The organism is Rhodopirellula europaea 6C, assembly GCF_000338295.1.
GTDB classification, from domain to species: domain Bacteria; phylum Planctomycetota; class Planctomycetia; order Pirellulales; family Pirellulaceae; genus Rhodopirellula; species Rhodopirellula europaea.
The window spans coordinates 38,907-53,409 of sequence record NZ_ANMO01000251.1 but is presented as its reverse complement, the minus strand read 5'-3'; the positions used below and the strand labels follow the sequence as shown (position 1 = coordinate 53,409).

Annotated in this window: 10 protein-coding genes and 1 pseudogene; 7 read left to right on the top strand and 4 right to left on the bottom strand. The window is 57.6% G+C overall.

Annotation, left to right across the window (positions count from 1 at the left end):
* Positions 1-349: 349 nt before the first annotated feature.
* Positions 350-1,495 (top strand): annotated as a pseudogene (locus tag RE6C_RS26580) (sialidase family protein).
* 329 nt (positions 1,496-1,824) lie between these two features.
* Here RE6C_RS26580 and RE6C_RS26575 read toward each other — a convergent pair.
* The gene (locus RE6C_RS26575; protein ID WP_008661672.1) at positions 1,825-3,171 is read right to left on the bottom strand and encodes a homoserine dehydrogenase; all 1,347 of its coding nucleotides are present in this window, start codon (positions 3,169-3,171) and stop codon (positions 1,825-1,827) included.
* A gap of 567 nt (positions 3,172-3,738) precedes the next feature.
* Between RE6C_RS26575 and RE6C_RS26565 the strand changes: the two genes are divergently transcribed.
* A complete protein-coding gene (locus RE6C_RS26565) occupies positions 3,739-4,044 on the top strand; it encodes a hypothetical protein (protein ID WP_008661670.1) in 306 nt (101 codons plus the stop codon).
* Positions 4,044-5,651: a DUF4332 domain-containing protein gene (locus RE6C_RS26560; protein WP_008661669.1), complete on the top strand. Its 1,608-nt coding sequence runs from the start codon at positions 4,044-4,046 to the stop codon at positions 5,649-5,651. The genes RE6C_RS26565 and RE6C_RS26560 overlap by 1 nt, the downstream gene beginning before the upstream one ends.
* Positions 5,652-5,673: 22 nt before the next feature.
* Here the strand turns inward: RE6C_RS26560 and RE6C_RS26555 are convergent, their stop codons facing one another.
* The gene (locus RE6C_RS26555) at positions 5,674-7,749 is read right to left on the bottom strand and encodes a TolC family protein (RefSeq protein ID WP_008661668.1); all 2,076 of its coding nucleotides are present in this window, start codon (positions 7,747-7,749) and stop codon (positions 5,674-5,676) included.
* Between the two features lie 104 nt (positions 7,750-7,853).
* A complete protein-coding gene (locus RE6C_RS26550) occupies positions 7,854-8,660 on the bottom strand; it encodes a hypothetical protein (RefSeq protein WP_236618546.1) in 807 nt (268 codons plus the stop codon).
* A gap of 385 nt (positions 8,661-9,045) precedes the next feature.
* On the opposite strand from RE6C_RS26550, the gene RE6C_RS26545 reads away from it, so the two are divergent.
* Both RE6C_RS26545 and RE6C_RS26540 read left to right on the top strand, forming a co-directional pair.
* Complete coding sequence (locus RE6C_RS26545) at positions 9,046-9,855, top strand: TrmH family RNA methyltransferase (RefSeq protein ID WP_008661665.1); 810 nt, start codon at positions 9,046-9,048, stop codon at positions 9,853-9,855.
* Entirely contained in the window at positions 9,842-11,329 is a 1,488-nt protein-coding gene (locus tag RE6C_RS26540; protein ID WP_008661663.1) for a class I adenylate-forming enzyme family protein, read from the top strand. Before RE6C_RS26545 ends, RE6C_RS26540 begins: the two co-directional genes overlap by 14 nt.
* Here the strand turns inward: RE6C_RS26540 and tatC are convergent.
* Positions 11,314-12,459: a twin-arginine translocase subunit TatC gene (tatC, locus tag RE6C_RS26535; RefSeq protein ID WP_008661661.1), complete on the bottom strand. Its 1,146-nt coding sequence runs from the start codon at positions 12,457-12,459 to the stop codon at positions 11,314-11,316. The genes RE6C_RS26540 and tatC overlap by 16 nt on opposite strands.
* A gap of 112 nt (positions 12,460-12,571) precedes the next feature.
* On the opposite strand from tatC, the gene RE6C_RS26530 reads away from it, so the two are divergent.
* Complete coding sequence (locus RE6C_RS26530; protein WP_039963537.1) at positions 12,572-13,153, top strand: type 1 glutamine amidotransferase domain-containing protein; 582 nt, start codon at positions 12,572-12,574, stop codon at positions 13,151-13,153.
* A 171-nt stretch (positions 13,154-13,324) separates the two neighbouring features.
* Positions 13,325-14,293, top strand: coding sequence for a hypothetical protein (locus tag RE6C_RS26520; protein ID WP_039963539.1), 969 nt, complete (start codon positions 13,325-13,327; stop codon positions 14,291-14,293).
* Positions 14,294-14,503: the final 210 nt, after the last annotated feature.

Genomic DNA, 14,503 nt, shown 5'->3' with positions numbered 1-14,503 from the left:
AATTCAGCTCTCCATCCGTGGCGGCCAACAGCCAAGGACTCACGGCAGGCCCCAATCCGAAATCGAGTTCATCCGCCAGCCACCTCGTAGCCGACTGAGGCTCGCAGTCGGCATCAACACAACCATCGCTACAAGCGATGGGCTCCCCAGCAAACACGTGGCAATAGCAAGCTGATGGCTCTGGCGTTGCTGACGTTCGTTTGCCGACGGAGAGCCTCCGTCGGCTACTTGGAAAGCCGGATACCCCAAATTGGGCTCCGCGTTTCGGTTAGATTAGGCTCGCTCTTCCGGGGCAACCTCATTGAATTCTCCATCGTGTCGCGCATCCACCTGAAACTCCCGAAGCATTATGAAAGTATCCCTTGCGGTCTTCTTAGCACTCACCCTGACCATTTCCATCCAGGCAGAAGAACTTCCTGCTGTCGCCATCGCGGGTGATGGTGCGTTGGTTTCGTCACAACAGATCTTCGACCTGGCCAACAAGCCCACCAAAGAGAGTCATGCGTCCACCATCGTCGAGACACCAACCGGTCTTGTCGCGGCTTGGTTCGCGGGCACTCGGGAGCGTGACCCCGATGTCGGCATCCGCGTCTCTCGCAATGAAAACGGCCAATGGACCGAACCGGTCGAGGTCGTCAACGGAGTTCAGTCATCGACGCTCCGCTATCCCACTTGGAACCCGGTGCTGTTTCAACCCACCGAAGGCCCGTTGATGCTATTTTACAAAGTTGGCCCCAATCCACGGGAATGGTGGGGCATGCTGACGACGTCCGAAGACGGTGGCAAAACGTGGACGTGGCCAACGAAACTGGGCGAAGCCCACACGATCGGCCACCTCCTTGGGCCAGTCAAAAACAAACCAATTCAGCTCGCCGATGGAACGATCTTGTGCCCTTCCAGCACCGAAATCGAGTAGGAGGATGGATCCTCCCATTGGCGAGTTCACTTCGAAGTCACCAAGGATCTCGGCAAGACTTGGGAGGTCATTGGGCCGATCCAGACTGGGGAAACCTTCCATGCGATTCAGCCCAGTATCTTGACCTATCCCGACAACCGTCTGCAGATCCTTTGCCGCAGCCAAGAGAAACGCATTGTCGAAAGCTGGTCCAAAGACGGCGGAAAAACCTGGAGCACACTCACCGCCACCGACTTGCCCAATCCCAACTCCGGCACCGATGCGGTGACACTTCAAGACGGACGACAAGTTTTGATCTACAACCACTCCGAAGGCATGGTGAGACGGAAAGACGCCCCGGACTTGAAGCCTCGCCGGATTCTGAATTTGGCGATTTCATCCGATGGCAAAACGTGGAAGCCTGTCCTGACATTGGAAAATGAAACCGGACCTCACCCCAAGGACGCGGATCGCCGCCGGCATTTCGGTGAGTACAGCTACCCGGCCATCATCCAAACCTCTGACGGGATGCTCAACATGGTCTACACGTACAACCGGGAAGGCGTCAAACACGCGATCGTTGACCCGAGCAAGCTATAAAAGACACTGGCATTCGGAGTTGGCCCCCACCATCAGAACGCAACGGACTGACTTTTGGCGTGGGATGACTTCTGACGATTCAATTACCGAAATCGAACGTCTCAGCAATTCCAGCGAATGAGATGTTCGCGATCCGAAAGCAAGCAACCGTTTCGGCAGAGCGAATGCCGATTGGGCGTCACAGCGAATCGACTGAAGGACAGTTGAAACTCAGCAACAGCGATTTGCTAGATCCAGCGACGCCATTCAGAAGCGATGGGGAGGTAGCCCGAGCGTCGGGAAACGGTGTGTGGCGGGGCTTTTGCATAGACTCGCAGCACGCCAGCAAATCACTCGCGGACCGGCATTCGGACGACTTGGCCGCTGATGGCGGGCAGAGCTTCGATGTCGGTGGTCGCTCGTGAAGCAGCACCCTCGCTGGCTTCGTGAGTCATGATCACCAACGGCACGGTGTTCTCCGCCGCGTTGGCTTCGTCTTTCGACTTCGGTTCGTGCTGGATGACCGAAGCGATGGATATCGAATGGCTCGACAGAACACCAGCGATCGCCGCCAAAGTCCCTGGATCGTTGGCGACTCGCAATCGCAAGTAGTACCGACCTCGCAGCCGATCGACATCTCGTTGCGCCGTTCGTGGTGGCCGCTCGACCGAAAAGTATTCGAGCGTTTCGAACGTGATCGGCGTGCGTCCAACAGCGGTGTCGATGACGTCCGCAACCACGGCGGAAGCGGTCGGCATCTGCCCCGCACCCAACCCGTGATAGAAGACGGGCCCGACCGCGTCACCAACCACGCGAATCGCGTTGAACGCGTCACGGACTTCAGCCATGGGTGTGCCGATGGCAACCAAGGTCGGTGCGACAGACAATTCCAATTCGCCATCGACCAAGCGAGCGGTGGCGAGCAACTTGATCCGGTACCCGAGCTGGCGAGCGTAAACCAAATCGGCTGGATCCAGCCCATCGATTCCGTTGCGAGGGATGTCTCGCCAGTCCACAGTGGCTCCGAAAGCCAAGTGCGAGAGGATCGCCAATTTCTGAGCCGCGTCGGTTCCGTCGACGTCCATCGCTGGATCGGCTTCCGCGTAACCCAACTCCTGAGCCCGTTTGACGGTCTCGTCGTAGCCGGCCCCCTTTTCGTCCATTTGCGAGACGATGAAGTTGCTGGTTCCGTTGAGAATCCCCTCGAGGGATTCAATTTGGTTGGCCGACAAGCACTGGCTGATGTTGGCGATGATCGGGATGCCACCGGCCACGGCTGCTTCGAACGCGATGCTGCGTCCGAGTTCGCGGGCTCGCGTGAACAATTCGGCGCCGTGTTCGGCCAGCAACGCTTTGTTGGCGGTGACGATGTCCTTGCCGGCTTCCATCGCCCGCAGCATGACTTCGCGAGCCGGTGACAATCCGCCCATCAATTGGATGACAACGTCGATTTCGGGGTCATTCAGGACGTCATCGATCGAATCGGTCAGGACGCCTTCGGGCAGATCAATCCCGCGAGGTTTGCTGAGATCGCGGACGACAGCCTTGGACAACCAAATGGTTTTGCCCGCGTGACGAGCGGTTCGATCGCCATGATCGATCAACAGACGAGCCACGCCGGCACCGACGGTTCCCATCCCGATGATGGCAACGTTGGTCCGGTCCGATGATTTTTGCTTGGTGGATGTAGCGTTCATGTGGGGGATGGTAATCAGAGCCCACGATCATTGAACACGGGGGTCATCCAGATTCCGCGACGAAGTCCGCGGTGCCGAACGGAGATTCCGGTCGGTCGGGTTCGTTCGGCCCCCGAAAAGCGTCCGCCTTCAGAATCCGGCGAATTGGATGGCAATCAAAAGAAAACGGCGGTGCAACGTGCCCAAACGCTGCCCCGCCGTTCTCATTTTCAATCGCAAGAAACATGCAGCCGGGTCTCGGTGTCGCAATCCCACACCACGACACGTGCCCCCGTCTGTCCGTTTCGGCCATAGCGTCGGGTCCTCCACTTGGTTGACCACGCCGGCTAGTCGTAATGTTCGGCATAACCGAGCCCCGAGCGAATGCAAATTCCGCTAGAAAGCCGACTTCATCGGCCCACCGTGGTCGACCTTGCCGGTTAAGGCAATTCGGCCCGTCACATTCCAGATTTATTCACTTTCGATCTTGTGACCGATCCGATTGCTTTGAGAAACTTGAGTGAGATTCGAAACTTTCCGTCTCGAATATTCCCGACCAATCGCTTCCGCCGCTGCAAGGATGCTCCGATGGCAATCGGCCCCCTGACCGACACCACCACGTTGTCGATCGATCGCCTGTACGACCTCTATCACGCCATTGCTGAACGGGACCACGCGTTTCGTCTGCAAGCTCAATACGGCAGCACGCCACCTCCCAAGGGGCACTGCGAATTCCGTCCTTTGGGACGCCAAACGTTCGTGCAACGAGTGCTGCACTACGACTCCCTCCCTTCCCAGGTGGGCGCTGCATTCCGAGCCCGGTTGTCTCGCCAAGCGGAAGCTTACGGCGTGGATCCATTGAGCAAGACTCTCAACAAGACCAACGCTGCCTGATGAGCGACAGAGGCCAAACGCTTCGGCAAATTTTGCGTGCCGCGCACTGCCGCAGCACGCATCATCACTTCGCCTTGGACGCGACTGAATTGGTTCAAACCGATTCGGGAAAGCGTTTGGTTTCGCAATTGCTACGGCACCACGCTCGTTATTTGGCGGGTGCGAAAGATCCCGACGTGCGTTTTCGCGATTTTCAAAATCACGTCGTGCACGTCGACGACGGCTACTGGGGCGGCGCACCGCGCGTCGCTCACCAGTGGTACGACCGCTTGCAGCGTTACCTGCACCAATCACGGTTTGATGACGCGGCCCATGCCGCCGGTGTGCTCAGCCATTACGTGACCGATCCCATCCAGCCGCTGCACACGGCCCAGACGCCGATGGAAAAGGTTCTGCATCGACCGATCGAATGGTGCATCACTCAAAACTACATGGATCTCCTCGCCCGGTGGCGACAGGATCCCACGCGAATCGTCTTTCAATTGTCCGACCAACCAGGTTGGCTCGGCGAAGCGATCCTGCAATCTGCTCGCTTGGCCCACAGCCACTACCAAACCCTGCTGGACAATTTTGACTTGGCGGCCGCGGAACACGATTCCAAACAAGGCCTCAACGAAGTTTCCCGTCGCATCGTTTCACAATTGGTCGGGTTATCCGTGACCGGTTGGGCCCGCATCCTCGAACGCGCCGCGGCCGACGCCGAGCAGCGAAGCGGCCAATCCATTCCCACGGCTAGCCTCACGTTGCCGATGGTATTTTCCGCCATCCGCGTCCCCGATCGCATGTGGCTGAAACGGATCACCTATCAAAAGGAACGAGAAAAGGTGCAGCGGCTGGTCGATGAATTTCGACGAACCGGCGATGTGGAGCAAAATCTTCCCAGCGAAGTTCGCGTGCTGCAACGCGTGCGAACTATTTACCACCGCGAAAAAGAGTACCGCCAGGCCAAGGCCAAACTGGCCGCCGCTCGCGAAGCCTTGGTGGCTTCCGAAGCAGCGGAACGCCAAGCCGAATCGCACGACGCAAACGTGCTGCCGTTTGTCAGCACCGAGGACAATGTCCGATTGCATGTGGCGGATCCGTTGGTCGACGCACCGTCGATCGGCAAAAAGACCGCTGCTCGGTTTGCCGGCATCGGCATTCACACCGTTGGTGACTTTTTGAAAGCCGACGAGAAAACCATGGCGCGGCGATTGGCTACGCGATGGATCACGGTGGACACGATCCATGCCTGGCGTTGCCAAACGATGTTGATGTGCCAACTGCCATCAATGCTGGCCCGCGAAGTCCAACTGTTGGTGGGTGCGGGTTACACGACCACCGATGCCCTGGCCAAAACCGATGTGACGACGTTGCAATCCGCGGTCGAAGACTATTCGGCAACCTACTCGGGTCGTCGATATCTACGCGGGGCAAACCCGCCAACATCGAACCGATTGGAAATCATCATCGGCGACGCTGCTCACGCGATGATCAAACTCAAACGTGACAACGCGATGCACCACGACAATTCGGAATCATCCGAATCGGTCATTGCCTCCCAATCGGCTGACGTCTCTCAAACAGCCAACCAGCCGCAGCAGTCGCCTCAGCGACGTGCCGCATGACCGATATTCCCGATTCGTCAACTCATTCGGCGGGCGTGACGTCCACTTCGATCATGCCATCGTCCTCCATTGGGACCGGCTGAGCGATCGCTGACGTTGCGGGTGCTGGTTGCACTGCTTCGTAGGACGTGGCTCCCATAGTCGACTGAACCGCTGAAGGATCAAACTGCCCCGACGTCAACGGACGTGGTGCGGAGACCTTCTCAGGATGACGACGTGGTTCGAGGAATCGTCCCAATTCGTACGCATCGCGTTCTGCACCTGGGCACCAAGCTCCCTCGGTCAAGTTGACTTGGTTGTACGCCAGCAACGATCCCTTCTCACGGTGGAAGTCACGAATCGCGAGGTTGTAGTTGCTGATCGATTGATAGAACTCCGACTCGCTTGTGACCACTTGCCGTTGGGCTTGCAACAGGAAGTTGATGTTGTCGGTCCCGTCACGATAGCGGCGACGCAAAACCTCCACCTGACGCAAATCGGCTAGGTAGCGGTTGTAGTTGGTTTCGACCAATTCGAACGTCAGGTCGATGGCACGTGCCGCGTCAGACAAATCGTGACTGATCCGCAATTCGGTTTCGGCCAGGACAGCACGTTCACGTTGCAAGTTCAGCTTGGCGTGAGCGACCGCGGAACTCGCAGCACGCAATCCAATCGGTGCCAAAAATTCGACACCGGCCGTCCATTCTTGGTAGTTCCCGCCGGTGATCGAATCGACCAAGTTGTCGTTGAGACCTTGATCGCCAGGTCCGATCAAATTGTCGCCGAGACCACGCCAACGATACTGGCCGACAAAGTCCATTTGCGGACGACGATTCAAACGGGACGCCAGCAATTCCATTTCGCGGCGTTTGACCGTGAACTTTTGACGACGCACTTCGACGCGGCGGTCGAGAGCTTGGCCCAAAGCACTTTGCCAATCGAACACCACTTTCGCATTGAGTGGGTCACTGGTCGGACGCAGCAACGCCCCATCGGTCGCTGGCAAACCGATCAAGTATCGCAACGCTTGTTCGCGAGCGTACAAACCAGTTTCGCCCGCCAGAGCGGATTTGACTTGTGCTTCGAATTGGTAGTACTGCGAACGAGCTTGCGCTTCTTCGTCGCGTCGCCCCGTGCCAACTTCCAAACGCACCTGTTGGTACTGGAACGTTTGCAACGCCGATTCACGACCTTTCGCTGTCGCTTCCAGCAATCGGTACGATGTCGTCAGGTCCCAGTAGGCTTGCTCGACATCGGAAACCAACTGAATCACCGCGGCTTCGAAATCAGCCAAGGCGACGTCTTCGTTGACTCGAGCGATCAGAACGCCATTGTATTGGCCGACGGCTCCGCTGGCCCCAGCCGATCCGGCGATCCGGTTGTAAGTTGTTCCGGCACCACGCATCAAAGGCTGACGATACTCGGCTTCGAGGAACCCGATGAAATCGCTTTGAAATTGGCGGAACGGACGGTTATTGCGGTCGTATCCGACATTGCTACGCAACGCGAATTGTGCACCGGTTGCGGTGCGTTTCGACAATTCGTTGGTGAACGTCGCCTGGGTCGCTTGGAATGTGTTCGGTGTGAAAGCCGCCCCCAAGCCACCGGTTGCAATGTTCTGAGGTTGATCCAGTTTGTTCCAGAACAACGATTGGCTGTATTGAGCGTCGAAGTTGGCCAGTGCCGCTTCGACACCACCCAACGGATCCGCGTGAGCCAAGCCCGGCGTGAAGACCGTCGTTGCGCTTTGAGGAGCGCTCACCACCGCACCACCGATCGTTCGCAGCACAGGGCTGGATCGCAACGCTTGTTGGACCGCTTGTTCCAGCGTCAACTCCACGCTGGGCAGATTGGCCGGGTCTTCCAGCGTATTAGGCTGAACCGCAGACACGGCAGCCGAAACGACTGGCGTGGCACATTGGTTGACCTCGGGGTACTCGATCCGCATTGCCGAATGGTCATGGTACGACGTTTTGGTATCGTGCGGACCGTCCGGGATTTTCTGCGCCCAATGACATCCGCTGGTCAGCGTGGATGCCGCCACCGCGACGCCCAGCCAAGAGGCCAAGCGACGACGACGGGTTTGCTTGCGCGAAGAGAGAGACGTTTGCCGATCCATGGCAATCTCGATTCCATATCAGGATGGTTCCCTCCGCTCGCACCAACATCCTTGTCGGTGCCCAGTCGCAGAGGCGGATAGTTTCGTTGTCAAATCACTCGACGCTAAGGCAGAGCGATGATTCCGCCCGCAATTGCGGCGGCTTCTACAACAACAGCACGCCGTTCAAGCGGCGGACGCTGCATCACGCAAGGAGCCGACGAGCCGGCTCGGTAGTACCCCTTGCTGTAAACGATGTCGCACGGTTCCTGAATCGTTGCCAAGTACGGCAACATTGGAATCGTCGTGAAGAACCGAGCGCCAGCAGCGATCGGTTGCATGCACCCCCATCGTTCGTGACCGTGTCGTTCCAACATTCGGTCTTCGAAGTACAACGGATGCGAATATGTGTTTGGTGCAGCCCAAGGCAAAACCGCTCCTGCCGCCACCATTCCGCGAGCGAATGGATCCTCCGGCAAAGCAATCGCAGCGACGTCTTCGGAAGAATCAAAATCATCCGGCAGACGACCGTTGCCAATCGTCGACGTGTCCAACGAAACGGCTCGGAGCGAAGGCAACACGATGCGACCACCGGTCACATCGGGTAATCGCTCGCTGATGAAAGGTTGCGAGAACAAACCGTCCTCATTCTCTTCATCTTCTTTCGCGTCGGCGATGATTTCGTCCCGCAGCGACATTCGATCTTTGTCGTTGGTGGCTTCCGCACGATCGTTTTCCGCGCCGGTGCGTAGCAAGTCTCGCAAACGCTGGCGACGAGCCTCGTCGGCATTCGCCGGTTCAGCATCGCTCGGGACGTCGCTCGCTGCGGCGGAGTCTTCGACCACGTCGTCGTCGATCATCGCGAAACCGGCCGCGGCGAAGAAGCCACTGGGTAGCGACGCTACTTGTGCATCTGGAGTGGTCAACGCCATCGGTTCGTCAGCGCTGCCGACCGTCGCGGTCGAGGCCAAGCATCCACACAATGCCCATGCGAACGTACGCCGACTCGGCCGAATCCCCCTAACCCAACGCATCAAATCGTAAAATCGATTGACCGAGAGCTCTACGAACATTCTCGATGTGTTCCGACGACGGACGGGGCCATCACCGAACCACCAATCCCATGTAGATTCCAGCATTGCGATCGTCTTCCTTGACGGGTCATGCAAAAAGTGAAAGCTCGTTCAAACAACGACCTTCCCGTGCATCCTTCGGGTCGTGATAAACAATCACTCCAAATCAGTTGATCCACCTTGCGCGTTTGTTACGCCGGATCGGCACACATTCAGCACAACCCGCACAAACGGACCCGAACGATTGCCAGAGACAATTAGGGACCTCGACGACCCCCGGCTCTCGCCCTACCGAAACCTGCGACACCGTGAAACTGACGACGGTTTCATCGCCGAAGGCAGTTTGGTGGTTGGGCGGCTGCTGCAAAGCGACCTCGGCGTTCAATCCGTGCTGATTCATACCGGTCGCGAATCAAAGTACTTGCCACTGATTCCCGGCAGCGTTCCCGTGTACTTGATCGATCGAGAACTCGGGAAAGAACTGGCCGGCTACGATTTTCATCGTGGTGTGCTGGCCCATGGTTCCAGCCCCACCATCGAACCACTCGAAAAATTTCGCGACTCACCCCAATCTTCGCTCGCATTGGCACTGGTGGGGTTGAGCGATCCCGAAAACGTGGGCAGCCTTCTTCGCTCCGCTGCCGCATTGGGTGTTCGCGACATCCTGCTCGGGCCACAAACAATCTCACCGATGACCCGCCGCGTCATCCGAGTCAGCATGGCATCGGTGTTTCGACATCGCTTCTATCGATTCGACAAACCAGCGGAACAACTGCGAGACTTGGCAAACGCGGGCATCGCATCCATCGCAACGCTTTTGGATGACTCCGCGATTCCACTGATCGATCTGCCCAAAGCGATCCAATCAGACCGACGTGTTTTGATGGTTGGCAACGAGGCCAATGGCTTGCCACCGGAGATCGCCGAAGCAGCCACCCACCGCAGCATCCTGCCGATGCGAAACAACACCGACAGCCTCAACGTGGGGGTCGCATCAGCCATCTTCCTGTACGAGTTGACTCGATTGCAGGACGCTGATCATGCAAACGGCTGATGTGCCACACTTGCTGTCGGCCTTGATTCGCCACGCGAAACAGCGGCCGGACGAAGTTGCGTTGGTTGATTCTCCCACGGGCCACTCCGTTTGGACCTGGGGAGAACTGGCTCGCATGGTCAACGCGACCGCGAACATTCTGCAGACGCGGTTGCCATGGACGGACGCGTCCAAACGTTTGACCTATCGATGCACCAACCATCCCAACGATGTGGTGTTGTCTTTGGCCTGCATCGCTGCCGGGGTCACAGAGATCCCCATCGACGCGTTCTTGCCTGCCACGCAACAAGATGCCCTGATCCGACGATCCAAAGCGTTGCACTGGGATCACGAAACGCATGCTCGCTCGGTTTCCTCCACCAACCTGACCAACGCGATCTCGGACTTGGAAGCATCGGCCCGCGAAGTCGACCTTCACTCGACGTCGCTGGTTCTGTGGACCAGCGGCACGACCTTCGAACCTCGCGGAGTGATGCTGTCCCAGCACAATCTGACCACCAACGCGAAAGCGAAATTGCTGGCGGTCCCTCAAGAGGACTCCGATCTGCGACTGTCGTTGCTGTCCATCGCTCACGCCTACGCACGAACCAGCGACATGGGAACGTGGTTGTTGTCAGGCTGCCGATACAGTCTCGGTCGAGGCCGTTCCACATTGCGTTCGCTGCCCGAACGCCTTTCGCCGACATTGATCAACGCCGTGCCGCTTTTGATCGATGACATCTTGAACCGTATCGAATCCGGTCAAACCAACCTGCAATCGCTGCGTCTAATCGGCTGCGGTGGCGTCGCGATGTCCTCCCAGCAATTCGAGCGATGTCAGCGAAACAACATCGGCGTCATTCAAGGATACGGCTGCACCGAAACATCACCGGTCATCTGCAGTGCGTCGCCTGACAATGCGACTCCCAATCGAGTCGGTCCCTTGGTCGCGGGCTGGGAATCCAAAGTCGAAGACAAACGCCTCTTCGTCCGGGGCCCCGGCGTGATGCTCGGCTACCTCGATGACGAATCCGCGACTCAGCAGAAGATGTCACCGGACGGTTGGCTCGACACCGGCGACCTGGTTGAGATTCATGACGATGGCCAATTTCAGATCCTGGGTCGAGCCGACGATGTGATCGTGCTGGACAACGGCTTCAAAGTCTTTCCCACCACCATCGAACGGCAACTGCTGCAGTTGCAGGGAATCGAACAAGCGGTCCTGCTGCATCACCAAGGCCAACTCTGGCTGCTGCTTTCACGCGACCTGTCACAAGCAACCGCCGATGATCAGACCGGCCGCGATCCAGTTGAATCATGCATGGCCGAGGGCCTTCCGCCAGGAACCAACGTGAAGCAACTCGAGTTATCCGAACCATTGTCCATCGACACCGGCGAACTCACTGCCAAGGGAACCCCACGCCGACCAATCATTCGTCAGCGCCGACTTCCCACTCGCGACTCATTCGCCAACGGCAATCAGGCCGGGTCGTAAGCTTCGCTGCCCAGTCCCCTGCCCCGTGGCATGTACGCGCACATGACGATGCCAAGGAAATACAGGAACAACAGCGGCACCGCGAGCGCCACCATGCTGGTCACGTCGGCCGGCGTGACGATCATCGAAATGACAAAGATCACCAGCACCGCAACTCGCCAACTGTTGATGTAGTCCTGCGTTTGAATCAAATCGATGCGTTGCAGGAACAGCATCACCAATGGCAACTGGAACGCGACGCCGAATCCCAATGGCAACATCAACACAAAGTTGACGTAGTACGTCAGCCGAGGCTCCACCGCGACGTCCATCGATCCATTGAATTGCAACAAGAACGTCAGCACGTAGTGCAGCACCAACCCGAACGCGAGCACGACACCTGAAACAAACAGCACCACGCTGAACGGCAGGTACACGTACACATAGCGGCGTTCATGGCTGTGCAATCCCGCGGCAACAAATGACCACAGGTGATAGAAGATCATCGGGGAGGCAAGCACCGCACCGACGATCAAACCGGCCTTCACCCAAATCATGAAGGGCTCTTCGATCTTCAGCGAGCTCAAACCGCGTTCGCTGCGACGAAGATGAATGGCCGGCACCAATTCATCTGGGTTGGGGATCGCCCCCATGGATTTCATCAATTCCGCTGTCGTGATTCTCGCCGGAACGACCAGTGCCTCCGCTTCACCATCTTCCGATTTGTCATCGGGACCGGCTTCCTCATCCTTCTCGGTTTCCGAAGTGGATTCAGTTGCCGCATTGGACTCCACCACCGGATCTTCTGTCAGCAACGGAATGCTGGCCGATGGCAGCGTGTACACCACGTCAGCAACCAGCGAATTGGCGGTCAAGAATTCGTAAAAACGGCTGACCTGCGGATCTTCCTTGCGGTCAGGCAGCCCCATCTCTTTCAGATCGCGATCGGCGTTGTACTCGATGATCGCTTGTTTGAGCGGTTCCTGGATGAATCGCACGACTCGGTTGGCAAACATCAAACCGACTGCCAATCCGATCAACAACCAAATGATTGCTTTGACCAGAGAGCCACGGAGTTCTTCGAGATGCTCCCCGAACGTCATCGTCGAATTGTCGAACAAATCGTCTTTGGGTCGCGTCAGTGCTTCCACGAGTTTCTATCCACCAGGGGAGGGAGGGTACCATTGTGCCGAACGAGTCGATGCCGACTTCTCGGCGCTAAGCCATTCTAACTGACCATTCCAATCTCGCACGGTGCCATTCATGACCGATCCAACTTCCTCTTCCAATCCCGCGACCGCCGTTTCCATCGATTCGGTATCGCCTCAGACACTCGTGGGCAAACGAGTTCTGTCGTTTGTGGGCGAAATTTACGAGGACTTGGAGCTTTGGTACCCCAAACTCCGTCTGATCGAGGCCGGAGCAGAATTTTTTGTCGCGGGCCCGAAAGCGGGAGAAAAATACAACGGCAAACTGGGCTATCCCTGTGTGAGCGACCTCGCCATCGACGCGTGTGAGGCTCATTCCTTTGACGGGCTGCTGGTTCCCGGCGGGTTCATGCCTGACAAACTGAGGCGAGACCCGAAGGTCTTGCAGCTCGTTCGAGACTTTGACGCCGCGAAAAAGCCGATCGCCGCGATTTGCCACGGTGGCTGGATCCCTATCTCGGCCGGCGTCTACCGCGGCATTCGCGTGACCGGATCTCCCGGCATCAAGGATGACCTCGTCAACGCTGGAGCGATCTTCGAAGACGCTTCGGTCGTGGTCGACGGGCACCACGTCAGCAGTCGCCGCCCCGACGACCTGCCCGATTTCTGCCGCCACTTCATCGCGCTGCTCGCATGATCCCAAAGCTGCAGCTCGGTGGTCCTCCACCGAGACGAGCATGAACTCACGGCGGGGACCGACGTGCTACAGGTTTTTTGATCGCTGTCGCATTCTGTGAAACTGAAGCGTCGTGAATCCTTGGCGGAGTTGACTTGACATCGTTTGTCGCGGATTCGTAGTGTCGGCTCGATAGATGATCCCAAGGTTCTTTCCGATTTGGTTGGACGGCGTTCCCGCGTGTATTTTCGTTCCCACGAACGAATGACTCTCTCGGCACCGATGCGGTGTTGGTGGGCAACTTGCGCGCTGGCGATTGTGACGCTTGGATCAGGATGCTCGCTGTTTCAAAACGGTGTCTGGACGGATGGGGCTTCCGGTGAGCTAAACTCGAAGTCGAAGCACACACAAGTTTCGAAGCTCACCCACAAGAGCCGAAAAACGATTTCGTTGCAGGCGGACTTTCGCCACGTCAGCACACAAGACCTAGACGAATCGCTGTGGCAACACGTCGATGAAACCGCTTTTCCGCCCAAGGTCCGCGAAGCTTGGCTGGCCAATGGATTTCGCATCGGCTTGATTGCTACGCCGGACGCCTTGCCCGAAACAGTCGAAGAAAATGTTGCCGCGGGGGATGATCCAATCAATCGCTTGCTTTCAACCGCCGGGGTGATGGGCCGCAGTCCATCGGGTATCGAAACCATTCCGCTGCGTCCATCGCAGCGGCACGAGCTTCCAATCTCCGCGATCCTGGATGGTTCCCATGTGGTACTGGCTCAGGAGAACGGCAAGCTCACGGGCCGATCGTTGGATTCGCCCCAGATGTCGCTGTCGCTGACACCAACGCTGGGTCCCGGACCTGGACAAGTCACATTGGAGATCCGACCTGAAATCCAACATGGTTCGGTCCAGCAACGCTTCATCAGCAGCGAGGCGGCGACGCGTTTGGCAACCGGACGTTCCATTTGGGAACTGCCGGAAATGAATCTTTCGTGGGCCGCCAACCCGCATCTGACATTGCTGATCGCTCCGATGCACCAACCGGATGAAAACGACCCCACGTTTGGTTTGGCCAGGCAAATGCTTCGCGATGCCGATCACATGCAAGACGACCAGCATGTGATGCTGTTGCTAAGAATCAGCGACTTGCCGTCTTCCTGATCGCCAGCGGACACCTACGGCGTGGTTGAGCCGCCTTGCACCCGAGGCGGGTAGCTCGTGTCTCCCACACAAGCGAGATTCTCGCGATCCAGGCATGCCCCCGCGAAGGTTTGCCACCATTTGCTAAACTTCTGTTTTCGATGACTGCTGATCGCATCTGAACCGGTGGAACTTCGTTTATGAAAGACACTCGCTTTGGCTGACATTCCC